22 protein-coding genes, 1 tRNA gene and 1 pseudogene are annotated in these 21,369 nt (G+C 74.7%); 11 read left to right on the forward strand and 13 right to left on the reverse strand.

Features of this window, described 5'->3' with window-relative positions:
- Window positions 1-71: 71 nt before the first annotated feature.
- Both Sdagh_RS30870 and Sdagh_RS30875 read right to left on the reverse strand, forming a co-directional pair.
- Complete coding sequence (locus Sdagh_RS30870) at window positions 72-1,469, reverse strand: hypothetical protein (protein ID WP_190077631.1); 1,398 nt, start codon at window positions 1,467-1,469, stop codon at window positions 72-74.
- 71 nt (window positions 1,470-1,540) lie between these two features.
- On the reverse strand, window positions 1,541-2,278 hold the full coding sequence (locus Sdagh_RS30875; RefSeq protein ID WP_190077632.1) for a DUF4097 family beta strand repeat-containing protein: 738 nt from the start codon (window positions 2,276-2,278) through the stop codon (window positions 1,541-1,543).
- Window positions 2,279-2,441: 163 nt separating this feature from the next.
- Here Sdagh_RS30875 and Sdagh_RS30880 point away from each other — a divergent pair.
- A tRNA-Val gene (locus tag Sdagh_RS30880) sits at window positions 2,442-2,513 on the forward strand.
- Window positions 2,514-2,570: 57 nt separating this feature from the next.
- Here Sdagh_RS30880 and Sdagh_RS30885 read toward each other — a convergent pair.
- A complete protein-coding gene (locus tag Sdagh_RS30885; protein WP_189413114.1) occupies window positions 2,571-2,918 on the reverse strand; it encodes a DUF8825 domain-containing protein in 348 nt (115 codons plus the stop codon).
- Between the two features lie 103 nt (window positions 2,919-3,021).
- Here Sdagh_RS30885 and Sdagh_RS30890 point away from each other — a divergent pair, with 103 nt between their 5' ends.
- Complete coding sequence (locus tag Sdagh_RS30890; protein WP_190077633.1) at window positions 3,022-3,264, forward strand: DUF2277 domain-containing protein; 243 nt, start codon at window positions 3,022-3,024, stop codon at window positions 3,262-3,264.
- Between the two features lie 26 nt (window positions 3,265-3,290).
- On the opposite strand, the gene Sdagh_RS30895 is transcribed toward Sdagh_RS30890, so the two are convergent.
- On the reverse strand, window positions 3,291-3,914 hold the full coding sequence (locus tag Sdagh_RS30895; RefSeq protein ID WP_189413799.1) for a DedA family protein: 624 nt from the start codon (window positions 3,912-3,914) through the stop codon (window positions 3,291-3,293).
- 253 nt (window positions 3,915-4,167) lie between these two features.
- On the opposite strand from Sdagh_RS30895, the gene Sdagh_RS30900 reads away from it, so the two are divergent.
- A complete protein-coding gene (locus Sdagh_RS30900; RefSeq protein WP_190007994.1) occupies window positions 4,168-4,719 on the forward strand; it encodes a superoxide dismutase family protein in 552 nt (183 codons plus the stop codon).
- Between the two features lie 51 nt (window positions 4,720-4,770).
- Here Sdagh_RS30900 and Sdagh_RS30905 read toward each other — a convergent pair whose 3' ends face one another.
- The 3 genes from Sdagh_RS30905 to Sdagh_RS30915 all read right to left on the reverse strand — a co-directional run bounded on the left by Sdagh_RS30905 (window position 4,771) and on the right by Sdagh_RS30915 (window position 7,727).
- Entirely contained in the window at window positions 4,771-5,232 is a 462-nt protein-coding gene (locus tag Sdagh_RS30905; protein ID WP_189413120.1) for a DoxX family protein, read from the reverse strand.
- A 135-nt stretch (window positions 5,233-5,367) separates the two neighbouring features.
- Complete coding sequence (locus tag Sdagh_RS30910) at window positions 5,368-7,008, reverse strand: alkaline phosphatase D family protein (protein ID WP_190007998.1); 1,641 nt, start codon at window positions 7,006-7,008, stop codon at window positions 5,368-5,370.
- Window positions 7,009-7,082: 74 nt separating this feature from the next.
- Window positions 7,083-7,727, reverse strand: a complete 645-nt coding sequence (locus Sdagh_RS30915) for an HNH endonuclease family protein (RefSeq protein WP_189413124.1) — start codon at window positions 7,725-7,727, stop codon at window positions 7,083-7,085.
- A gap of 352 nt (window positions 7,728-8,079) precedes the next feature.
- On the opposite strand from Sdagh_RS30915, the gene Sdagh_RS30920 reads away from it, so the two are divergent.
- Together Sdagh_RS30920 and Sdagh_RS30925 are read left to right on the forward strand one after the other, a co-directional pair.
- The gene (locus tag Sdagh_RS30920; protein ID WP_189413126.1) at window positions 8,080-8,661 is read left to right on the forward strand and encodes a TMEM165/GDT1 family protein; all 582 of its coding nucleotides are present in this window, start codon (window positions 8,080-8,082) and stop codon (window positions 8,659-8,661) included.
- 210 nt (window positions 8,662-8,871) lie between these two features.
- Entirely contained in the window at window positions 8,872-9,531 is a 660-nt protein-coding gene (locus Sdagh_RS30925) for an HAD-IA family hydrolase (protein ID WP_189413128.1), read from the forward strand.
- A 7-nt stretch (window positions 9,532-9,538) separates the two neighbouring features.
- Here the strand turns inward: Sdagh_RS30925 and Sdagh_RS30930 are convergent, their stop codons facing one another.
- Window positions 9,539-10,762, reverse strand: a complete 1,224-nt coding sequence (locus tag Sdagh_RS30930) for a peptidoglycan-binding domain-containing protein (protein WP_190077634.1) — start codon at window positions 10,760-10,762, stop codon at window positions 9,539-9,541.
- A gap of 189 nt (window positions 10,763-10,951) precedes the next feature.
- Between Sdagh_RS30930 and Sdagh_RS30935 the strand changes: the two genes are divergently transcribed.
- Window positions 10,952-12,979 (forward strand): MDR family MFS transporter, encoded by a 2,028-nt coding sequence (locus Sdagh_RS30935; RefSeq protein WP_190077635.1) that lies wholly within the window; start codon window positions 10,952-10,954, stop codon window positions 12,977-12,979.
- On the opposite strand, the gene Sdagh_RS30940 is transcribed toward Sdagh_RS30935, so the two are convergent.
- A complete protein-coding gene (locus Sdagh_RS30940) occupies window positions 12,963-13,478 on the reverse strand; it encodes a GNAT family N-acetyltransferase (protein WP_190008005.1) in 516 nt (171 codons plus the stop codon). The genes Sdagh_RS30935 and Sdagh_RS30940 overlap by 17 nt on opposite strands.
- 179 nt (window positions 13,479-13,657) lie before the next feature.
- On the opposite strand from Sdagh_RS30940, the gene Sdagh_RS30945 reads away from it, so the two are divergent.
- The 3 genes and pseudogenes from Sdagh_RS30945 to Sdagh_RS30955 all read left to right on the forward strand — a co-directional run.
- Window positions 13,658-14,308: a hypothetical protein gene (locus Sdagh_RS30945; protein ID WP_189413136.1), complete on the forward strand. Its 651-nt coding sequence runs from the start codon at window positions 13,658-13,660 to the stop codon at window positions 14,306-14,308.
- Between the two features lie 5 nt (window positions 14,309-14,313).
- Window positions 14,314-14,895 (forward strand): hypothetical protein, encoded by a 582-nt coding sequence (locus tag Sdagh_RS30950; RefSeq protein WP_226535980.1) that lies wholly within the window; start codon window positions 14,314-14,316, stop codon window positions 14,893-14,895.
- Between the two features lie 212 nt (window positions 14,896-15,107).
- Window positions 15,108-15,496 (forward strand): annotated as a pseudogene (locus tag Sdagh_RS30955) (hypothetical protein); the annotation flags it as partial.
- A gap of 7 nt (window positions 15,497-15,503) precedes the next feature.
- Here Sdagh_RS30955 and proP read toward each other — a convergent pair.
- Window positions 15,504-16,868 (reverse strand): glycine betaine/L-proline transporter ProP, encoded by a 1,365-nt coding sequence (gene proP, locus Sdagh_RS30960; RefSeq protein ID WP_190077636.1) that lies wholly within the window; start codon window positions 16,866-16,868, stop codon window positions 15,504-15,506.
- A gap of 390 nt (window positions 16,869-17,258) precedes the next feature.
- Between proP and Sdagh_RS30965 the strand changes: the two genes are divergently transcribed.
- The gene (locus tag Sdagh_RS30965) at window positions 17,259-19,310 is read left to right on the forward strand and encodes a bifunctional glycosyltransferase 87/phosphatase PAP2 family protein (protein WP_189413141.1); all 2,052 of its coding nucleotides are present in this window, start codon (window positions 17,259-17,261) and stop codon (window positions 19,308-19,310) included.
- Here Sdagh_RS30965 and Sdagh_RS30970 read toward each other — a convergent pair.
- Window positions 19,264-19,617 (reverse strand): DUF397 domain-containing protein, encoded by a 354-nt coding sequence (locus Sdagh_RS30970; RefSeq protein ID WP_226535984.1) that lies wholly within the window; start codon window positions 19,615-19,617, stop codon window positions 19,264-19,266. The genes Sdagh_RS30965 and Sdagh_RS30970 overlap by 47 nt on opposite strands.
- A complete protein-coding gene (locus tag Sdagh_RS30975) occupies window positions 19,577-20,425 on the reverse strand; it encodes a helix-turn-helix domain-containing protein (protein ID WP_190077637.1) in 849 nt (282 codons plus the stop codon). Before Sdagh_RS30975 ends, Sdagh_RS30970 begins: the two co-directional genes overlap by 41 nt.
- 91 nt (window positions 20,426-20,516) lie before the next feature.
- Between Sdagh_RS30975 and Sdagh_RS30980 the strand changes: the two genes are divergently transcribed.
- The gene (locus Sdagh_RS30980; RefSeq protein ID WP_189413145.1) at window positions 20,517-20,936 is read left to right on the forward strand and encodes an ATP-binding protein; all 420 of its coding nucleotides are present in this window, start codon (window positions 20,517-20,519) and stop codon (window positions 20,934-20,936) included.
- A gap of 58 nt (window positions 20,937-20,994) precedes the next feature.
- Here the strand turns inward: Sdagh_RS30980 and Sdagh_RS30985 are convergent, their stop codons facing one another.
- Window positions 20,995-21,363, reverse strand: a complete 369-nt coding sequence (locus Sdagh_RS30985) for a hypothetical protein (protein ID WP_189413147.1) — start codon at window positions 21,361-21,363, stop codon at window positions 20,995-20,997.
- Window positions 21,364-21,369 lie beyond the last annotated feature (6 nt).

The raw sequence follows: 21,369 nt of genomic DNA on the forward strand, positions 1-21,369 counted from the left end.
TCGGCTGTGCCTTCCCCGCGCCGGTGCGCGTGCCAGGCCCCGCGTCTGCGGCGTGATCCGAACGACAGGCCCTAATGGCCGGCGCCGCGCTCCTCCCGTATCCGGGTCACCACGCCGGCCACCGCGCGGCGGACCGCGTCGGTCTCGGTGAGGAAGTGCCAGTAGTCGGGGTGGCGGCCCGCCAGGCCGTCGACGGCGCGGTCCAGGCGGGCCACGGCGTCGTCCAGCGGGCGGGCGTCGCGGGGGTCGGGGGTGGTGCGGCCGGCCATCGCCAGGCGCTGGGCGTCGCGGATCGCGAACCGGGTCCGCTCGATCTCGGCCCGCGGGTCCTTCTGCACGGCGTTCAGCCGGCGGAGGCGGTCGCCGGCGGCGGAGACGGCCTCGTCGGTCTCGTTGAGCAGCGCCCGTGCCGTCGAGAGCAGGGCGGTGGCGTCCGGCCAGCGCTGCGCGTCGCGGGCGGCCCGCGCCTCGGCCAGCTTCGCCTCGGCCCGCCGGACGGTCTCGCGGGCCTGCTCGGGGACGTGCTGGAGGTCCTGCCAGCAGGCGGCGGTGAAGCGGCGCCGCAGCTCGCTGAGGACGGGCTCGACCTGCTCGGCGCGGGTGGTGAGGGCCTGGGCGCGGGTGCGCAGGGAGACCAGGCGCTTGTCGGTCTCGGCCGCCCGCTCGGGCAGCCGCTCGGCCTCCGCGCGGACCGCCTCGGCCTCCCGGGTGACCCGCTCGGCGCGCTCCAGGGTGCCGGGGACGCCGTGCCGGCCGGCGCCCTGGTTGAGCTTGGTCAGCTCCGGGGCGAGGGCGGCCAGCCGGGCCGCGAGGTCGTCGGCGGCGAGCCCCGAGGCGCGTACGGCGTCCAGGGCGTCGGAGGCGGCCTGGAGGGACTGCCGGGCGCGCTCGACGGCGGGGGCGAGCCGGGCGAGCTGGGTCTCCGCCTTGCCGAGCAGCGGGCCGAGGCCCTCGGCGAAACGGTCCAGCTCCTGCTTGACCCGGCCCAGTTCCTCCGTGGCGGCGGTCAGTTCGGCGCGGGCGCGGGCGGCGGCCGACGCCTCCAGGTCGTCGCGGTCGAGGTCGTGGGCGTCGACGGCGCCGATGTAGCGCAGGCTGGCCTCGTCGACGCGCCGGCCCAGGCCCTCGAAGCCGTCGACCGCGCGCCGGGCGGCGGGGGAGTCGTCGACGGCCGTGATCGTCTCTATGGAGATCCGCAGGTCCCGCTGGGCGGTGTCCAGTTCGTAGAACGCGGCGGCGGCGTCGTCCTTGGCGGCCTGGGCCTGGGCGCGCTGGCCCTCGGCCCGGCCGCCGAACCAGCGCCGGGTGCCGCCGCCGGCGAACGCGGCGAGCAGCAGCGGCGCGGCGGCCAGCGGCAGGCCCAGCAGGGTCAGGGGGTCCCGCAGCGCGCGGGGGAGGGCCCGGTGGCGCGGACGCGGCGCGCACGGCACCATCGGCGGCGTCTTCGGCTGCGATGGTGTCGCCGTCACATCCTTCTCCCGTGTCGTCCGCCCTGCCCGGATTCATTCTCCCACCCGTTGAGGACGAACACACGGGCCGGTCAGTTCGCCGTACGGACCGTTACTTCGCCGTCGGCGGTACGGGCGTTCACCACATGGGCGCTGGAGTCGTCCCGGGGCACGGAGACGCGCACCGAGCCGTCCCCGGTCCGGGCCGTCACCTTGTACGCGGCCCGGGGCAGCCCGACGGCGACCGAGCCGTCGTCGCTGCGGGAGTCGACCAGGTCGGGCACGGCGCCGAGCGTCAGGCGCACCGAGCCGTCCCCGGTCCGGGCCGTCACCCGGCGCGAGGCGACCTCCGCGCGGACCGGGCCGTCGTCGCTGCGCAGCTCCAGCGGGCCGGTGGTGTCGGTGACGCGGACGGACCCGTCGGCGGTGCGGACGCCGAGCGCGTCCCGGAACCCGCGCGCCCGGACGCCGCGGTCGTCGCTCTCGACCCGCGCGGCCACCCCGTGCGGCACCTCGACGCGGTGCCCGGCCGCGCAGTCGGCGACGAGGCCGGTGCACTTCACCCGCAGCACCAGGCGGTCGCCGTCCATCGCCCACGTCACCTCCGGCTCCCTGCCGACGGTCACCGGGCCCGGGAACCAGCGGGTGACCTCGATCCGGCCGGACGCGGCGCCGTCCACGGCGACGACCTCCAGGGCGGAGTCGTCGGAGTGGACGGTGAGGGTGCGGCCCGGCAGGGCGAAGGGCCGGGTCTCGGGCTCCTTGTCGTCCTCCGGCGAGGAACAGGGCGTGAGGCCCGGCGCCGCGCGCCCCGCGGGAGGCGGGGGCACCGTGCGCCGGGACTCCTCGACCGTAGGGTCCGGAGGCGGCCCTGCTCGATCCGGGACGCTCCCTGACCGGGGGTGGGGTCAACCCCCGGGGTGCCCCGGGAGCGGCCCGGGCCACGGGTTTGCGGGGCGGTGCCCACGGCCATGTAGGCTGTCGACTCGTCGCGGGTGCGTAGCTCAGGGGTAGAGCGCCTGCCTTACAAGCAGGATGTCGGCGGTTCGAAACCGTCCGCGCCCACCGCGACCGGCGTACGCCGGTGCCAGGGGCCCTCGGAGATCATCCGGGGGCCCCTTCTCATGCCCCCGTGTCCCCGGCGCCGCCCTCGCGGGCGTGCTTCAGGCAGGAGCGGGCGGCGACCCGGTCGGGGCCGGTGAACTGGGACCAGTAGCGGTGTGTGGTGACGAACACCGCCAGTTCGCGCTCGCGCTGCCGGAGCTTCTCCACCTCGGCCTGTTCGTCCTCCGACCAGCCGGGGGAGGCCGGGCGCTCGACCTTGCGCCAGCCTGCGTCGTCGCTGAAGCCGTCCACCGGTTCCACGGACCAGGGCAGCCGCTTCAACAGGGCCGTGAGGTCGGCCCGGACCTGATGGAGTTCCTCCTGACCGGCGAGGAGGTCACTCGGAAAGTCATAGGTCGTAGCCACGCTCCAATGATACTCCTGTTCGATTTTGAGGCGCGCGTTCTCCCCGGGGGTTCACACGGACGAGCGGGGGCCCGGCGGGGAGGGACGGGAGGACACTGAGGACATGTGCCGAAGTATCAAGACGCTACGACCGCCCGCGCTGGCCGAGCAGGCCACTGGGGAGGAGATCCGGGCCGCGGCCCTGCAGTACGTGCGCAAGGTCTCCGGCTTCCGGGCACCGGCCGCGCACAATCAGGAGGTGTTCGACCGGGCCGTGGCGGCGATCGCCGAGGCCACCGCCGAACTGCTGGACGGACTGGAGGTGCGGGGCGCGGGCGCGGCCACGGGGGAGCGCCGTACGGGCTGACCGGGGCCGGCGCGCGCGCCGGCGGCTCAGGGGGCCGGCGGGGTCTCCGTCGCCGCGCGCGGGCGGCGCATCAGCAGGGCCGCCCCGGCGCCCGCCCCGAACAGGGCGACGAGGGAGACCCCCGTCGCCAGCCAGGTCGCGCCCAGCCACTGGCCGCCGAAGTAGCCCAGGGCGACGCTGTACGCGGCCCAGGAGAGGCCGGCCAGCGCGGACCAGGGCAGGAACTCCCGCGCCTTGCGGTGCGCGGCGCCCGCGCCGAGGGAGACGACGGACCGCCCGGCCGGGGCGAACCGGGCCAGCACCACCAGCGCGCCGCCGCCGCGGGCCAGGGCGGCACCGAGGCGTTCCTGCGCCTTGGAGAGCTTGCGGGAGCGGGCGATCGCACGGTCCAGACGCGGGCCGCCCCGCCAGGCGAGGCGGTAGGCGACCAGGTCACCGAGGACGGACGCGGTGGTGGCGCAGAGGATCAGCACCAGGATGTCGGGGACGTCGTGCGGGACCTGGCCGGTGGCGGCGCCCGAACCGGCCGCCGCCGCGGTGGCCGCCGCGATCACCAGGACGCCGCTCGGCAGCACGGGCAGGAAGACGTCCAGGAGGACGGAGAGGGCCACGAAGGCGTAGATCCAAGGGCTGCTGACCAGCGACCCCATGCTTCCGAACACCGTGACTCCCCATGGCTTCCCCCGTGGGCCTGACCAGCCGCGCCGCACGGGCGGCAGGGGAGGCCGATGACAGCCATACAGCGTACGCCCGGGGTCGGACACGGGGTTCACAGGGGGCTCGCGCGTCCGTCACGGCGGGTTCACCCGGCTGCCGCCTCCCGGGGGGCGGCCGGCGCCGGGGTCCCGTAGCAACGATGTGAAGCACCACGAATCCCCCGACACCTGACGAACGGAACACATCATGGTGGCAGGAATATGCGCGGGCGCCGTCGCGGCGGCCGTGCTCGCCGGAGGAGCCGGTGGCGGTGTCGCTGACGCCGGTGGCGTCCAGGAGACCGCGGTGCGCGCGGAGGCGCGGTTCGCGCTTCCCGGCGCGGACGCCGCGCACCCGGCGCTGACGTACGACCGGGACCTGGTCCCGCCCGGCTCGTGGATCGAGGTGCGCCAGCGCACCGGCGGCGCGGGCGCGACCACCGTCCGGCTGCGGGTCCGCGGCCTGGCGCCGGGGCACGCGTACGGCGCCCATGTGCACCGGAAGCCCTGCGGCGCCGACCCGGCCGCCGCGGGCGGGCACTACCAGCACCGGCCCTCCGCCGACCCCGCCGACGCCGTGCCGGAGAACGAGGTGTGGCTCGACTTCACCCCGGACGCGGGCGGCGAGGGCCGGGCGGTCGCCCGGCACGACTGGGGGTTCCGGGCCGGCGAGGCGTCCTCCGTGGTGATCCACGACCGGCCCGGCAACTCCGGGTCCCGCGTCGCCTGCTTCACCGTGCCGTTCCGCCCGGCGGGCTGACGCGAGGGTGCCCTCCGCGCGCGGCGGAGGGCACCCTCGGGGCGGGCCGGGTCAGACCGACACCGGCGTGCGGGCGCCGGCCGCGCGCTCCCGCTCCTCGTCGTCGTCGCGCCGGGTCAGCAGCCGGTCCAGGCCGAAGGCGCCGGAGCCGGTGAAGACCAGCAGCAGGAAGGCCCAGCAGAACATCGCGGGCGCCTCGCCGCCGTTCTCCATCGGCCACAGGGCGCCGGGCTGGTGGACCGTGAAGTAGGCGTAGGCCATGGAGCCCGAGGCGATGAATGCGACGACGCGCGTGCCGAGGCCGAACAGGACCAGGGTGCCGCCGACGAGCTGGATCACGGCGGCGTACCAGTTGGGCCAGGCGCCGGCCTCGACGGTGCCGCCGTCGGTACCGACGGCACCCCCGAGGACTCCGAAGAGGGAAGCGGCGCCGTGGCAGGCGAAGAGCAGGCCGACGACCATGCGGAACAGGCCGAGGGCGAAGGGCTGGGCGCTGTCGAGGCGTCCGGTCATGTGGGGGGTCACTCCTTCGACAGGGGGCCGGCCGTGAGGGGCCGGTCACTCCGGGGGACGGAAGCGAGTCCCACGTTAGGCATGCCTAACTAGTGCTTGCAATCTCAACTTCCCGTCCCGCCCACATTGACAGCATCACGACAGCTCCGCCTCCGTGACGGTCCGCAGGGACGGCCGGCCGCCCCCGTCCGCCGCACCCGCCTTCTCCAGCCGCAGCCGGGCCGTCCGGCCCCGCAGGGTCAGCGTCATCAGCTGGTTGCCGAACCACGGGCCGCCGTCCCGGCGCCAGCGCACCGACGGCCGCGCCAGCCGCCCGTGCCGCGCGAACGCCCGGCCCAGCGCGCGGGCCGGCGCGCTCCAGCCGAAACGGAAGCCGAGCCGGATGGAGAGCGGCACGGAGTTGTGCACGGGCGAGCAGGTGAGCTGCACCACGTGGGCGTCCGGGGCGCCCCCCGGCCAGGACGGTTCGGCGACGTACGCGTGGTGGACGTCCCCCGACAGCACGCACACCGTCGCGGGTGCCCCCGGCCCCGTACCGGCCTCGGCGATCAGGTCCGCCAGCGCCTCGAAGGAGGACGGGAACGCGGCCCAGTGCTCCAGGTCGGCCGCCCGCCGCACCTTCTCCCCGAGCCGCGCCCAGCGGGCGCCCCGCTCGCCCCGGCACAGGGCGGCGTTCCAGCCCTCCACGTCGTGGATGAGGTGGGGCAGCAGCCAGGGCAGCGAGGTGCCGATCAGCAGGTGGTCGTAGGAGCCGCGGTCCTCCAGGGTCTGGGTGCGCAGCCAGGCGGCCTCCCCCGGGTCGAGCATGGAGCGCCGCTCCTCCTGGAGGACCCGGGCGGCGCGGCTGTCCACCATCAGCAGCCGGACCCGGCCGAAGTCGCGCCGGTAGCTCCAGCGGACGGAGTCCGGGCGGACGTCGGCCTCGGCGGCGAAGGCGCGCAGCGTGTCCGTGCCGTCGGCCGCGTCGCGCACGGCGGCGTACACCGGGTCGGCGGCCAGCTCCGCCGGGGCGAGGTTGCCGAGGTGCTGGTGGACCCAGTAGGACATCAGGCCGCTCAGCAGCCGCTCGCGCCACCAGCCGGTGGCCCGCATGTCGGCGAGCCAGGCGGCGGAGGTGTTCCAGTCGTCGATGACGTCGTGGTCGTCGAAGATCATGCAGCTCGGCACGGTGGAGAGCAGCCAGCGCACCTCCGGGTCGAGCCAGGACTCGTAGTACAGGTGGGTGTACTCCTCGTAGTCCGCGACCTCCGCGCCGGGCGGCTCGGCCAGGTCGCGGCGTCCGGCCAGCCAGCGGCGGGTCGCGTCGGAGACCTCGTCGGCGTAGACCTGGTCGCCCAGGAGCAGCAGCACGTCGGGCCGCTCGCCGTCGGGGTCGGCGGCGATCCGGGCGGCGAGCGTGTCCAGCGCGTCCGGGCCCACCGGGTCCTGCTCGCCGGCGGCCGGGGCGGCCCAGCGGCAGGAGCCGAAGGCGACCCGCACCTCGCCGTCAGCTCCGTCCGGCGCGCGGATCACGGACGGCGGGAACGGCGAGTCCGGCAGCGGCCACACCCGGGTGCCGTCGAGGAGCACCTCGTACGGCGTCGCGGTGCCCGGGGTGAGGCCGGTCACCTCGATCAGGGCGTAGTGGTGTCCGCACACCTGGAAGGTGCGGGCGGTGCCGCCGGCCCCGTCGGCGCAGCGCACCTCGGCGGCGCACGGACGGCCCGTCTCGACCCACACGGTCGCGGACGAGCCGTCGGCGTACCTCAGCAGCGGTCCCAGGCGCAGATCGCCCATGGTCAAACCCCTCTCCGTGGCCCCGTACGGGCCGTACGGTACGGAACGACGGAGCCGGGCGGCGAGGTTCCGGGTCAGCAGCCCGCGAGGCCGCTGGTCAGGGCCGACTTCTCGGCGGAGTCGACGGAGAGGCCGTAGTAGTACTTCACCTGCACCCAGGCCCGCAGGTAGGTGCAGTGGTACGCGGTCCGGGAGGGCATCCAGGTGGCCGGGTCCTGGTCGCCCTTGGCCTGGTTGACGTTGTCGGTGACGGCGATGAGCTGCGGGCGGGTCAGGTCGTTGGCGAACGACTGGCGCCGGGCGGTGGTCCAGCCGCTCGCGCCGGAGTCCCAGGCCTCGGCGAGCGGGACCAGGTGGTCGATGTCGAGGTCGGAGGCGGCGGTCCAGGTGGCGCCGTCGTACACGGAGTACCAGCTGCCGCTGGTGGCGGCGCAGGCTGAGTCGGTGACGACGCCCGAGCCGTCGCGCTTGAGGACGGTCTCGCGGGTGTTGCAGGCGCCGGACTGGGTGATCCAGTGCGGGAAGAGGTCGCGGTCGTAGCCGGTGCGGTTCTCGGTGGCCACGGTGAGCGAGGCGAGGTAGGTGCGGGCGGTGGCGGCGCTGACCGGGGTGGGGAGGGCGGCGGACGCGGCCGGGCCGTTGAACAGCGCGACGGAGGCCATGACTCCGGTGAGCGCCGCGAGTATGCTCAGCCGTCGACGCGCGTAGAACTTCGGCATGCGGACTCCCTGGGGTGGTGGGGGTGTCGGGTGCGAGCGAGGGAATGCTCGCGGCGCCGCGTTGCGGTGGGGTGAGCGCCCGGTAAGAAGCTAATGACGTGTGCATGACACGACAAGACGCGGGACGGGACTTTCGCGTCGCGTACCATGGACGGCGCAGAAGGGGAGTAGCTCTTCGCCGGACCGTCGACATACTGCTCAGCTCGTCTGAGCCGGCGCCCGGAGGCGGTTCCCGCAAGGGTCCCGCCAGCGAGACCTTCGGCAAGCAGTGCACGCCCGTGTGCTGCCGTGCCGAGGTGTCCGAGGAGGACCAGCACTCTCGGCGGGGCGGCCCCGACCGATAGAGGAACCCTTGATCAGCATCACCGTGACGGCGCTCGTGTTCGGCGTCGTCTTCCTCGCCGAACTGCCGGACAAGACCGCGCTCGCCGGTCTCGTCCTCGGCACCCGCTACCGCGCCTCCTACGTCTTCGCGGGCGTCGCCGCCGCCTTCCTGGTGCACGTCGTGCTCGCCGTCGCGGCCGGCAGCGTGCTGACCCTGCTGCCGCAGCAGATCGTGCACGCGATCACCGGCGTGCTCTTCCTCGGCGGCGCGGCCGTGCTGCTGCTCAAGAAGGACGAGGAGGAGGAAGAGGTCCGCAAGCCGGAGAACCAGTCCTTCTGGAAGGTCTCCGGGGCCGGCTTCATGCTCATCCTGGTCGCCGAGTTCGGCGACCTCACGCAGATCATGACGGCCAACCTGGCCGCCCGCTACGACGACCCGCTCTCCGTCGGCCTCGGTGCGGTGCTCGCCCTGTGGGCGGTGGCCGGGCTCGGCATCGTCGGCGGGAAGGCCCTGATGAAGCGGGTCCCGCTGAAGCTGATCACGCAGATCGCGGCGCTGCTGATGCTGGGCCTCGGCGTGTGGAGCCTGTGGGAGGCGGTGGCCGGCTGACCCGGCCCGGCGCGCCGAACGGCGGATGAACGATGCCCGGGGCCGCTGGCGCGATCCCCGGCGCGTTTTGTACCGTGGGGGAACAAAGTGGCTCCCGCCCGTTTTCCCTGACCGGCGGGCGGGGCCGCCTTGTACCCCTCCCCCTGCCCTGGAGTCCGCTGTCCGCGGGCGGCGCCGGCTCGTGTCCCTCCCCACGCCCTGGAGTCCCCGATGACGGCCACCACCCGGCTCACCGCCCGTGCCCTGCTGCTGGACATGGACGGCACCCTCGTCAATTCCGACGCCTCGGTCGAGCGCGTCTGGCGGCGCTGGGCCGACCGCAACGGCCTCGACGGCGACGAGGTCATGAAGATCGCGCACGGCCGCCAGGGCTACGCCACGATGGCGGCCCTGCTGCCCGGCCGGCCCATGGAGCGCAACCTCGCCGACAACGCGCGGCTGCTCGCCGAGGAGACCGCCGACACCGAGGGCGTCGTCGCGATCCCCGGGGCCGCCGCGTTCCTCGCCGCCCTGCGCGGCCTGCCGCACGCCCTGGTGACCTCCGCCGACGTGGCCCTGTCCACCGCCCGGATGGGCGCGGCCGGACTGGCCCTGCCCGAGGTGCGGATCACCGCCGAGTCGGTCGGCGCCAGCAAGCCCGACCCGGAGGGCTTCCTCAAGGGCGCCGCCGAACTGGGTGTCGCCCCCGCCGACTGCGTCGCCTTCGAGGACTCCGGCGCCGGGATCGCCGCCGCGCGCGCCGCCGGGATGCGGGTGGTGGGCGTCGGCCCCCGGGCCACGCCGCACGGGCCGGACGCGGCGGTCCGGGACCTGACCGAGGTCCGCGTGGAGGCGGCGGCGGACGGGACGGTCCTGCTGCACATCGGCTGACGGGACGCTACGGCTCCCGCGTCTCCCGCTCCAGTTGCGCCCGGGTCAGCGGACCGTAGGTGCCCGGCTCCTCGGAGTGGATGCCCCGCGCCCACTGGAAGGTGCGGACGGCGTCCTCGACGCGGCGGCCGTAGTCGCCGTCGATGTCGTCCATGTACAGGTGGAGCTGGCGCAGCCGCTGCTGCAGTTCGGTGACCTCGGGGCCGCGGTCGCCCCGGCGCAGCACCGGCACGTCGCCGTCCTCCGGGTCCTCCTGCGCCGGCTGCGTCGGGGACGCGGTGGCCTCGGGGGCCGGCGTGGCCGCCGACGCGGACGGTCCGGTGGTGGCGGACGCGGAGGCCGAGGCGCTGGACGCCGACGCGGACGGCGACGGGCTCGCCTCGGCCGGCCCGGAGGCGGACGGGGACGGCGACGCGGACGCGGACGGCGCGGGGGCCTGGGCGGAGGCCGTGTTGGCGGTGGCCGTGGCGGTCGACGGGTCCGGCACCCCGGGGCGTATCCCGTCCGCGGCCGTGCCGGTGCGCGCGGGCGACTCGTAGGAGAACAGCCCGGCCGCGTACCCGGCGGTGCCCAGCACCACGACGGCCGCCGCCGCGGCGCCGATCACGGCGGCCCGCCGGCGGCGCGGGGCCGGCTCGTCGGGGGCGGGCGTCGGGGGCCGGGGCGGTCCGGCCGGGGCCGGCTCGAACATGCGCAGATCGGTGGCGTTCGGTGTGGACGCCGGGGGTGCCAGCGGAGTGGGCACGACGGAGGTCGCGGCGGTGCCGGGGGCGGCCCGCAGCACCATGGTGGTCTCGGGGGAGGGCGGGGCGGCGGCCGAGGTGTCCGGCGCGTCCGGACCGTCCGGGGCCGGGTCCTTCGCGTCCCGTACGGCGTCCCGCTGCGGGCCGGCATCGCTGTGCGGGCCGGCATCGCTGTGCGGGCCGGCGTCGGCGTCTGCGTCTGCGTCTGCGGCGGGGCGGGCGTCTGCGGCGGGCCGGGCGTCGGTGCCGGCCTCGGTCCCCGCGCCGGCCTCCGTGCCGGTCTCCGCCTCCTCCAGCGCGACGTACGGCCGTATCCGCAGGGGGTCGAAGTCCTCCGCGGCGGCGGCCTGGGCGGTACGGGCCTCCTGGAGCGCGTCGGCCGCCTTCGGGCCGCACGCGCAGGACGGGGTGTGGTCCGCCTCGCGGGGCGCGCCGCACTCCGGGCACGCCGGACCGGCGTCCTCCCGCGGTTTCTCCAGCTCGTCCACCCGTTCGTCCCCTCCCCTCAGGCCGCTCGCGTCCCCTCGCGAACTCCAGAGATTATGCAGATCGTCTTCACAGCCGTGCGCCCGCGCCCCCGGAGTACCGGTGTTCCAGGTGAATGAACAGGTCGTATCGGGTCACACCGAACAGGAGGGAAGGCGACGGACGGTGTGACCCGACCCCCGGGAGGTTCCATGAGCGCGGACACGTCGCAGGAGCAGGTCCCGGGCCGTGTCCTCGTCTCCATCGGGGCGCTGCTCCTGGGCATGCTGCTGGCCGCCCTCGACCAGACGATCGTCTCGACCGCGCTGCCCACCATCGTCAGCGACCTCGGCGGCATGGAGCACCTGTCGTGGGTCGTGACGGCGTATCTGCTGGCCGCGACCGCCGCGACCCCGCTGTGGGGCAAGCTCGGCGACCAGTACGGGCGCAAACGGCTGTTCCAGACGGCGATCGTCATCTTCCTGGCCGGATCGGCCCTGTGCGGGATCGCGCGGGGCATGGGCGAACTGATCGCCTTCCGGGCCGTGCAGGGGCTCGGCGGCGGCGGGCTGATGGTGCTGTCGATGGCGATCGTCGGCGACCTGGTGTCCCCCCGGGAGCGGGGCCGCTACCAGGGGCTGTTCGGTGCCGTGTTCGGCGCGACCAGCGTGCTGGGGCCGCTGCTCGGCGGCGTCTTCACCGAGCACCTGAGCTGGCGCTGGGTCTTCTACATCAACCTCCCCGTGGGCCTGGTCGCCCTCGCCGTGATCGCCGCGGTCCTGCACATCCCGCGCCGCACCGAACGGCACGTCATCGACTACCTCGGCACCTTCCTCATCGCCGCCGTCGCCACCTGCCTGGTACTGGTCGCCTCCCTCGGCGGCACCACCTGGGCGTGGGCGTCCCCGCAGATCATCGGACTGGCGGTGCTCGGCGCGCTGCTCGCCGCCGTCTTCGTGGCCGTCGAGCGCCGGGCCGCCGAGCCCGTCCTGCCGCCGCGCCTGTTCCGCGTCCGCACCTTCGTGCTGTCGGCCGTGATCAGCCTGGTCGTCGGCTTCGCGCTGTTCGGCGCGATGACGTACCTGCCGACCTTCCTCCAGGTCGTGCAGGGCGTCAGCCCGACCATGTCCGGCGTGCACATGCTGCCGATGGTGATCGGTCTGCTGCTGGCGTCCACCGTCTCCGGGCAGATCGTCAGCCGCACCGGCCGCTGGAAGGTCTTCCCCGTCGCCGGTACCGGCGTCACCGCCCTCGGCCTGCTCCTGCTGCACCAGCTCGACGAGAACAGCCCCACCGCCGAGATGAGCGCCTTCTTCTTCGTCTTCGGACTGGGCCTCGGCCTGGTGATGCAGGTCCTCGTCCTCATCGTGCAGAACGCCGTCCCGTACGCGGACCTGGGCGTCGCCACCTCCGGCGCCACCTTCTTCCGCTCGATCGGCGCGGCCTTCGGCGTGGCCGTCTTCGGCACGGTCTTCGCGAGCCGCCTCGGGGAGCGCCTCACCGACGCCTTCCGCGGCGCGTCCCTGCCGCCCGGCGTCACCGCCGACGCCCTCAAGTCCGACCCGCGCGGCATCGGCGCCCTGCCCCCGGCGCTGCGCCCGGACGCCGTGCACGCCTACGCCGCCTCCATCACCGACGTCTTCCTCTACGCCGCGCCCGTCGCCCTCCTCGGCTTCGTACTGGCCTGGTTCCTGAAGGAGGACCGGCTGCGCGGCTCGGTCACCGCGCCCGACGGCGCCCAGACCTTCGCCAGCAACCCCGTCGAGCGGTCCTCGCACGACGAGGCGTGCCGCGCCCTGTCCGTCCTCGGCACCCGCGCGGGCCGCCGCGCCGCCTACCGGAGGATCACCGCGCGCGCCGGGTACGACCTGCTGCCCGCGACGAGCTGGCTGCTGCTGCGGATCAGGCGGTACGGCTGTGTGGAGCCGGGCCTGCTCGCGGAGGACAGCGCCGTCCCGCTGACCGTCGTCCTGGAGGCCGCCCGCGAGGCCGAGGTGCGCCGGCTCGCCGTCCGGCAGGGGCTCGGGCTGGTCCTGACCGGCCAGGGGCACGAGGTCGCCGACCGGCTGGCGCGGGCCCGCGAGGACTCGCTGGCCGAACTCCTCGGCGACTGGTGGGGCCCGGACCGGCCGCGGGACCTGACCCGCCTGGTGGCGGAGCTGAACGGCGAGCTGTGCGGCGCGCGCCGGGAGCGCCCGCACGAGGGGCGCCGGGCCGGCGACCTCACGCGCACCGGGTGAGCAGCTCCTTGCCGAACCAGTGCTCGGCGTACGGGTCGTCGTTGTACGCCGGGATCTCCCGGTAGCCGAGCCGGGCATACAGGGCGCGGGCCTCGACCAGGTCGCCGCGGGTGTCCAGCACGATCCGGGCCGCGCCCAGCTCCCGCGCCGCCGCCTCCGCCGCGCCGACGAGCAGCGCGGCCCCGCCCCGCCCGCGCAGCGCCGGGGCCACGTACACCCGGGTCAGCTCGGCCCGCGCGGCGTCCAGCAGCCGTACGCCCGCCGTGCCGGCCGGCTCCCCGGCCCACCGGGCGACCAGCAGCCGGCCGGCGGGCGGGGCGAGTTCGGCGCCGGTCACGCGGGCGGTCTCCCGCGCCAGCTCCGCCGGGTCGGTGCGCCGGCCCTCGTGCCGCAGGTACCAGCGGTCGCTGACCTCGGTGTAGTACGCCCGCCAGAGCGCGGTCGCGGCGGGGGAGCCGGGGGACTCCGGGGTGATGGTCCAGCGCGTCATGGACGGCATGGTCGGCGGGGCGCGTGCCGCGCGCAACGGCTTTTGCCGGCGGGGCGGGTGCGGCGTACGGGGTGACACCGGGCCGGGCCGGGCGCCCCGCGCACCGTTTGACAGGGCCTCAGCGGGTACACGGTCCGCGAACCGGCCCGTACGGAAAGCCGGTTGGCCCGACAACCCGGAAGGCATTCATGTCCACAGGCGTGATCATCGCTCTGATCGTGATCGTGGCGGCCGTGCTGGTCGTCGCGGCCGTCCTGACCCTGCGCGGCCGGGGGGCGGGCCGCGGCGGAAATCTGAAGCGTCGCTTCGGGCCGGAGTACGAGCGCACGGTGGCCCGGCACGACGGCGACACCAAGGCGGCCGAGCGGGAGCTGGCCGCGCGCGTGGAGCGGCACGGTTCGCTGCGCACCCGGCCCCTGGAGCCCGCCGAGCGGGAGCGGTTCGAGGCCCGCTGGACGGCCGCGCAGGAGCGGTTCGTCGACTCCCCGCGCGAGGCGGTCGCCGAGGCCGACCGGCTGCTGTCGGAGCTGGCCGGCGCCCGGGGCTACCCGGACGGCGGGCAGTACGAGGAGCAGGTCGCGGCGCTGTCCGTGCACCACGCCCACCACGTCGACGGCTACCGGCGCGTGCACCGCGCGGCGGCCGACGCCACCCACGCGGACGACGCCGCCGGCACCGAGCGGATGCGCGAGGCCATGGTCGAGGCCCGCGCCCTCTTCGAGAAGCTGGTCCGCCACGACCACGGCGACCACCGCGCCGACCGCGCCGGCCACACGTCGGCCGCCCGTGAGAACCACCAGCCCTGGGCACTGAACCGCCGTCACGCGAAGGAGAGTTGAACCACATGTCCGACATGACCCGGCCGACCGGTGGAACCCCCGCCGCGCGAGGCCAGCACGAGACCGAGTCCCCCGACCGGCGGGCCGCGGGCACCGGCCCGGCGCTCGACCCCGACGCCCCGCTGGGCGCCCGGTCCGACCACGGCGCCGGCGTCCGCGCCGAGGCCACCCCGCACCTGCGCACCGAGGGCAGGGACGGCACCACCGGTGCCCTGGGCACCACCGGCGCCCCTGAGACGCCGAGGGCGTCGAGGACGCCGGGCACTGCGGCGCCGCACGCGTCCGGCGCCGGCACCCCGCTGCTGCCGCACGGGGAGTACGGCAAGCTGGAGGAGCGGCTGCACCACGCGGTGGCCGGTTTCGTGGACGGTCCGCGTGCCGCCGTCGAGGAGGCCGACCGCGTCCTGGAGGAGATCACCTCCCGCCTGACCGACGCGGTGACGCACCGCCGCCGCACGCTGCGGGAGTCCTGGCGGACCGCCGACGGCGGCCGCGACGACCGCGAGGCCACGGCCGCCGACACCGAGCAGCTCCGGCTGGCCCTGCGCGACTACCGGGAGCTGTCGGAGACCCTCATGCGCCTGTGACCCGGCGCTCCCCGTCCGCCCGGCCCACCCGCCACCGCCGCCCCACGACCGCTCCGACGTCGTAGGGCCGCAAGCCCGGCGGGGGCCGGGCGGCGGCGTGTCCGGCTCCGGCGTCCGGCGGCCCCCACCGCCGATGCTCCCGGTACGGCGGACAGCCCGCCGCCGGCGCCCTGGCCCGAAGGCCGGTCGCCCGGACGCCAGGAGGAACGCGCGTGCCGGAACTCACCATGGCCGCCGTCGCCGCGGCGGACGCGGGTGCCACGGCCGGGATGCGGACGGCGGACGCGCCCAGCGAACCCGGGACGGTGCTGCGGGCGGGCCGGGACGCGCCGTGGGCCGGCTGGTGACGCCGGCGGACTGGCTGTCCGTCTCCCGCGTCCACCTGGAGTTCCGCCGCGGTCCCGACGGCGCCTGGACCCTGACGTGGCTGCGCGGCTCCCGGCCCGGCCCGTCCGCCGAGGTCCGCCTCACGACCGCCGGCCGCACCCGGCCCGTCGCCCACGGCGGCACGGCGCCCCTCCCCGGGGGTGGCAGCGGCGAGATCGTCGTCCAGGACCGCGCGGAGCCGCGCGGCGTGGACGTGGGCTTCTCCCACGACGTCCGAGACGTCAGCGTTCGACCGACGGCGCCGACCCCGGCAGCGGGCGTCCCGCCGACTCCGTCATGAACCAGACCGCCACGCCGCCCACGACGGCCGCGGCCATCATGTAGTACGCCGGCATCATCAGGTCGCCCGTCGCGCCGATCAGGGCCGTCACCACCAGCGGGGTCGTGCCGCCGAACAGGGACACGGACACGTTGAAGCCGATGGAGAGGGAGCCGTAGCGCACCCGGGTCGGGAAGAGGGCCGGGAGGGCGGACGGCATCGCGGCGGTGAAGCAGACCAGCAGGAGGCCCAGCGCGGCCATGCCCAGGCCGACCGCGAGCAGGCTGCCCTGGCGGATGAGGAGCAGCGCCGGGACGGACAGCAGCAGGAAGCCCGCGCAGCCCGCCGCGATCACCGGGCGCCGCCCGACCCGGTCGGTCAGGGCGCCCGCGAACGGCTGGACGACCATCATCAGGGCCATCACCGCGAGCACGACCAGCAGCCCGTGCGTCTCGTCGTACTCCAGCTCGCTCGTCAGGTAGCTCGGCATGTACGACAGCAGCATGTAATCGGTGACGTTGAAGACCAGGACCAGGCCGACGCAGAGCAGCAGCGCCTGCCACTGGCCGGTGATCATGTCGCGCAGCGGCACCTTCACCCGCGCCGACTCCGACTTCTCCACCTCCGCCGCGAACGCCGGCGTCTCCTCCAGGCGCATCCGCAGGTACAGGCCGACGATGCCCATCGGGCCCGCGATCAGGAACGGGACGCGCCAGCCCCAGGAGGTCAGGTCACCGTCGGAGAGCAGCGCCGTCATCAGGGTGACCAGCCCGGCGCCGCCGATGTACCCGGCCAGCGTGCCGAACTCCAGCCAGCTCCCGAGGAACCCGCGCCGCTTGTCGGGGGCGTACTCCGCGATGAAGGTGGAGGCGCCCGCGTACTCGCCGCCGGTGGAGAAGCCCTGCACCAGCCGGGCCGCCAGCAGCAGGACCGGCGCCCACACGCCGATCGTCGCGTACGACGGGATCAGGCCGATCGCGAAGGTGCCCGCCGCCATCAGGATCATCGTCAGCGCGAGGACCTTCTGCCGCCCGACGCGGTCGCCCAGCGGGCCGAAGACCATGCCGCCCAGCGGCCGGACCAGGAACGCCGCCGCGAACGCGCCGAACGTCGACAGCAACTGGGCCGTCGGGTTGCCGGACGGGAAGAAGACCTTGCCCAGCGTCACCGCGATGTAGCTGTAGACACCGAAGTCGAACCACTCCATCGCGTTGCCCAGCGCCGCCGCCTTCACGGCACGCCGGACGAGCGCGGGATCGGTGACGGTGGCGCCGGGCGGGCGCGCCTGGGCGAGGGAGGGCAAAGGGGCGACGGTGGCGGCCGACAAGACTTCGCTCGCCTACCTTTCGACGGGGACGGGGACGCGGCCCGCGCGGCGGCGCTGACGCCGGGCCGAAAACCGACCATAGGGGGAGAACCTCCGGTCACCTGCCGTGCCGAATTCATTGCAGAGTGCACCAAAACCGCGTCCACGCAGGGACGTCTTCCGGCCACGGACGGTTCCTGGACGGGCCCCGCTGTGATCCTTCTCGCTCCCCGGGGCGGCGGGCGAACCGCGGTCCCACTATCGTCATCCGGACAAAACGAGAGCGGCCGTCAGGTGAAGGCGGGGTTGCCTGCGTCTCTCTCCGGGGGTGGTGCGAACCTCATAAGGTTCGCAAAGGAGATCCACGCACACGGGACGCGTGGGACGGACGGGGCGGGAGGCCGACGAGGCGTGGCGAATGCGGAACACGGCGGGAGACCGGCGGAGGCGGCCTTCGGGGCGACCGCCCTCGGGGCCACCAGGGCACGCCTGCACCTGGCCAGGGCGGGACTGTGGCTGGTCGCCGCCGTCCTCGCCGTACGACAGCTCGCGGTGGTGCTCGGCACCCCGCGCGGCGAGCGGCTGACCGACCTGGAGACCTGGGTGGGGCCCGACGGGGTCCTGCACGTGGAGGGTTCCCTGTACGACTCGACCAGGTTCACCGGCACGCCGTTCGCCGGGCTGGTCCTCAAACCGCTGACCCGGGCCGCCGAGCAGGCCCTCGGCTGGGGCTGGACCTTCGGCACCCTGCTGCTGGTCGTCGCCCTCGGCGTGGTCGCGGCCCGCGCGCTGCCCCATCCGGTCGGCCGCCGCACCGCGCTGCTCGCCGCGCCGGTCGCGGTCAGCCTGCTGATGCTCTCCCTGCCGGTGCGCAACACCCTCTGGCTCGGCCAGACCAGCATCGTCCCGGTCCTGCTGGTCCTGCTCGGCTGCCTCGCCGTGCGCGGCGAACGCGCCGGCGGTCTGCTCATCGGTGTCGCCGCCGCCTTCCAGCCGACGGTGCTGCTGTTCGTGCCGCTGCTGTGGTTCACCGGCCGCCGCCGCGCCGCCGCGACCACCGCCGTCACCTTCGCCGTCTGCACCGCGCTCGCCTGGGCGGCGATGGCCCACGACTCGTACACGTACTGGGTGCACCACATGGCCGGGGTCGGGCTCGGCGGCGCCGCCGACGACCTCGCCAACCAGTCCCTGCACGGCGCCCTGCTGCGGTTCGGCCTGACCGGGCCGCTGGAGATCGCCCTCTTCGTCGTCCTCGGTGCCGCCGTCGCCGTCCTCGGCCTGCGCCGGGCCGTGCGCTACGCCCGTGACGGCCAGCTCCTGCTCGCCGTCGCCGTCACCGGCTGCGCGGCCGTCGCGATCTCGCCCACCACCTGGCAGCACCAGCTCCTGTGGGTGCTGCTCGCGGTCGTCGGCCGGGTCGGCAAGCGGGCCTCCGACCGGTACGTGTGGCCGGTCGCCGTCGTCCTGGTGATGACCCTCCCGGCGAAGATGATGCTGCCGAACATGGCGGCCCTGTACCCGCTCCGCGACAACCTGGTCCTGCTCGCGGCCGTCGCCGCCGCGACCGCCGTGCCGTTCCTCTCCCGCACCTCCCCGTACTTCCGGGACCCGGTCCCCGCCGAGTACGCGGCACCCGTCCCCACCCGCTTCAAGCACATCCCCCTGCTGCCGTTCCTGCGCCGGGTGCTCACGCGGCCGAACCTGCTCCTGGAACTGCTGCTGATCCGGGTGACCTACGCCGCCTACTCCAAGGTCCGCCTCGCGGCGACCGGCGGCACCATCTCCGGCGGCCGGGCCCGCGCGGAGGAGCACGGCCACCAGATCCACGACCTCGAACGCTTCCTGCACATCGACATCGAGTACGCGGTCAACCACGCCGTGGTGAAGATCGGCTGGCTGCGGGACTTCTTCGACTTCTACTACACGTCGTTCCACTTCGTGGTCCCGCTGACCGTCCTCGGCGTCCTGTACTGGCGCCGCCCGGTCGACTACCGCTGGGCCCGCGCCTCGCTCGGCTTCACCACGCTGCTCGCCCTGGTCGGCTTCTGGCTGTACCCGCTGGCCCCGCCGCGCCTGATGCCGTCGCTCGGCATCATCGACACGGTCCACGGCGTGCAGGACTTCTCCCGGCCGGACTACGGCACGCTGACCTCGCTGACCAACCAGTACGCGGCGATGCCGTCACTGCACTTCGGCTGGTCGCTGTGGTGCGGGCTGGCCATCGCGATCATCGCGCCCAAGGCGTGGATGAAGGCGCTGGGCCTGCTGCACCCGCTGTTCACGGTCTCCGCGATCGTCGCGACCGGCAACCACTGGGTGCTGGACGCGGTGGGCGGCGCGGCGGTCGTCGCCGGCGGCTTCGGCCTGGCGTACCTCTTCCAGGGCCCCCGCGCCCGCACGGCCCAGGCGGTCGCCCTCAGCGACGACCGCCGCCCGTTGCAGCCCACCCCAGGAACGCGGTGAACGCGGCGGGGGAGAGATGCAGGGGGCTCTTCTCGGGGGCCTTGGAGTCCCGGACGGCAACGGCGGAGGTCGCGTCGGCGACCTCTACGCACTCGCCGCCCTGGTCGCTGCTGTACGAGGACTTGCGCCAGGCGAGCGGGCCGAGCGGCGTGCACTCCACGCAATCGCCGCCCTGGTCGCCGCTGTACGACGACTTGCGCCAGGCGAGCGGGCCGAGCGGGGCGCATTCCACGCACTCGCCGCCCTGGTCGCCGCTGTAACTGGACTTACGCCACTGGAACCTCGACGGCATCGCGTTGCTCTCCATAGCGTTCCTCCATCACCCGGCGGATCAGTTCCGCCGAGTCCTTCAGGGAGAGCGCGGCGGCCCGGAGATGATCGTAACGGAGTGAACCGTCCTTGACGGTGTCCGGGTTGGCGGTTGGATGCCCGCTGCCATATCCCTCCGTGTAGAGGATCGTCGGGTCATCCGCGAAGCGAAAGAGGGTGAATGCGCCTTGCAGACCCGCGTGCGCGCCGGCTGAGAACGGCAGGACCTGCACATTGATCCGGGGATCGTGCTCGAAGGCCAACAGGTGGGCCAGTTGGCCGCGCATCGTCTCCGGACCGCCGATCTCCAGGTGCAGCGCGGCCTCGCTGACCACCGACCAGAAGACCGGCGGCGTCTCCTTCTCGAAGAGGCGCTGGCGGGTGAGCCGGACGGCGGTGCGGTCGTCGAGGTCGGTCGGGTCGAAGGCACCCAGCACGGCCCGTACGTACGCGTCGGTCTGGAGCAGACCGTGGACCATGTGCGTCTGGAACGCGCAGATCTCCACCGCCCGCGCCTCCAGCTCGGCCACCTGCTGGAACCACGACGGAAGCTGGCTGCGCAGCACCAGCACGACCAGGCGGGACAGCAATCCGCCCGTGCCCAGCGCCGCGTCCACCCGTTCGCTGAAGTCCACCGTCGGGAGTTTCCGGGCTGTCTCGATCTGGCCGATCAGTGAGCCGGTGTAGTTGACGATCGCCCCGAGCTGCTTCTGGGTCAGACCGGCGGCCTCCCGGTAACGGCGCAGCTCATAGCCGTAGTAGTCGAGCGGTGACGCGCCCGGGTCGAGGACGTTGATGTGGGTCACGCAGAGCCCCCTTCGCGCGACTCGGCCCACGTGGGGACCGGTTGTATTCGTTCCGTAGCTCACGGTAGCCGTCGCGCGGCACCCTCGTGCCGTGAACGATGACTTTCCCCCTGGCCTCCTGGGGCACCGCTCGGAGCAGTACACGTTGCGCCTCACCGTCGGCGCGCACGCCGCCCGGCACGTCCGGCGGATCGTCCGCTCGTACCTGGACGAGTGGGAACTGGCCGGGCTGAGCGACGCCGTGGAACTGGGCGTGACCGAGCTGCTGGCCAATGTCGTACGCCATGTCCCGGACCGGCGCTGCACACTGCTGTTGCTGCGGCGCCCCGGCGGCGTGCGGGTCGAGGTCGCGGACGGCTGCCCCCGGTGGCCGGTACGGGCCGAGCGGGTCGGGGACGACGCGGAGGGCGGCCGGGGCCTGGTGCTGCTGGAGGCGGTGGCCGACAAGTGGGGGGTGGCGCCGGGGCCGGGCGACGGCAAGACGGTGTGGTTCGAGTGCGGGGCCGGTTGACGGGGCCGTTACGCCAGGCCGCCGCGCCCGCCATGGGTGGCGGACGCGGCGGCACCGCTCACTTCAACGCCTCGTGGTCCGCGTACATGCGGGCCAGGGCCCGGCGGTCGTCACGGACTTCCAGGAAGGAGAGGAGGAGCGTGAACAGCAGGTCCACGGCCGCCTGGTCCTGTTCGCGGGTCAGCGGCTGCCCCAGGCCCCGCAGGGCGACGCCCGGCAGGGCCTCCAGGAACACCTGGGCGTACCAGGTGATGTTGGTACGCTCGCCCCTCCGCACGGCCAGCCACTCGTCGAAGCCGCGGAACAGCCCTCCCGAGCGGCCCTGGTCGAAACCGATCAGGAACGTGGCCGTGGAGTGGTACGTCCCGTTCAGGCCGTACAGGCCGGGCCTCGCCCGCACCTGTTCGACGAACTCCCTGTCGTTCATGCGCCC

The sequence above is a fragment of the Streptomyces daghestanicus genome, assembly GCF_020521275.1.
Classification (GTDB): domain Bacteria; phylum Actinomycetota; class Actinomycetes; order Streptomycetales; family Streptomycetaceae; genus Streptomyces; species Streptomyces griseoviridis.

What these genes read in the sequence shown, in the direction of transcription:
- Sdagh_RS30985 (WP_189413147.1), bottom strand. Translation starts at nt 21,363, where the DNA reads ATGAACGACAGGGAGTTCGTCGAACAGGTGCGGGCGAGGCCCGGCCTG.
- Sdagh_RS30940 (WP_190008005.1), bottom strand. Translation starts at nt 13,478, where the DNA reads ATGCCGTCCATGACGCGCTGGACCATCACCCCGGAGTCCCCCGGCTCC.
- Sdagh_RS30900 (WP_190007994.1), top strand. Translation starts at nt 4,168, where the DNA reads ATGGTGGCAGGAATATGCGCGGGCGCCGTCGCGGCGGCCGTGCTCGCC.
- Sdagh_RS30915 (WP_189413124.1), bottom strand. Translation starts at nt 7,727, where the DNA reads ATGCCGAAGTTCTACGCGCGTCGACGGCTGAGCATACTCGCGGCGCTC.
- Sdagh_RS30945 (WP_189413136.1), top strand. Translation starts at nt 13,658, where the DNA reads ATGTCCACAGGCGTGATCATCGCTCTGATCGTGATCGTGGCGGCCGTG.
- Sdagh_RS30925 (WP_189413128.1), top strand. Translation starts at nt 8,872, where the DNA reads ATGACGGCCACCACCCGGCTCACCGCCCGTGCCCTGCTGCTGGACATG.
- Sdagh_RS30905 (WP_189413120.1), bottom strand. Translation starts at nt 5,232, where the DNA reads ATGACCGGACGCCTCGACAGCGCCCAGCCCTTCGCCCTCGGCCTGTTC.
- Sdagh_RS30970 (WP_226535984.1), bottom strand. Translation starts at nt 19,617, where the DNA reads ATGGAGAGCAACGCGATGCCGTCGAGGTTCCAGTGGCGTAAGTCCAGT.
- Sdagh_RS30910 (WP_190007998.1), bottom strand. Translation starts at nt 7,008, where the DNA reads ATGGGCGATCTGCGCCTGGGACCGCTGCTGAGGTACGCCGACGGCTCG.
- Sdagh_RS30890 (WP_190077633.1), top strand. Translation starts at nt 3,022, where the DNA reads ATGTGCCGAAGTATCAAGACGCTACGACCGCCCGCGCTGGCCGAGCAG.
- Sdagh_RS30950 (WP_226535980.1), top strand. Translation starts at nt 14,314, where the DNA reads ATGTCCGACATGACCCGGCCGACCGGTGGAACCCCCGCCGCGCGAGGC.
- Sdagh_RS30935 (WP_190077635.1), top strand. Translation starts at nt 10,952, where the DNA reads ATGAGCGCGGACACGTCGCAGGAGCAGGTCCCGGGCCGTGTCCTCGTC.
- Sdagh_RS30895 (WP_189413799.1), bottom strand. Translation starts at nt 3,914, where the DNA reads ATGGGGTCGCTGGTCAGCAGCCCTTGGATCTACGCCTTCGTGGCCCTC.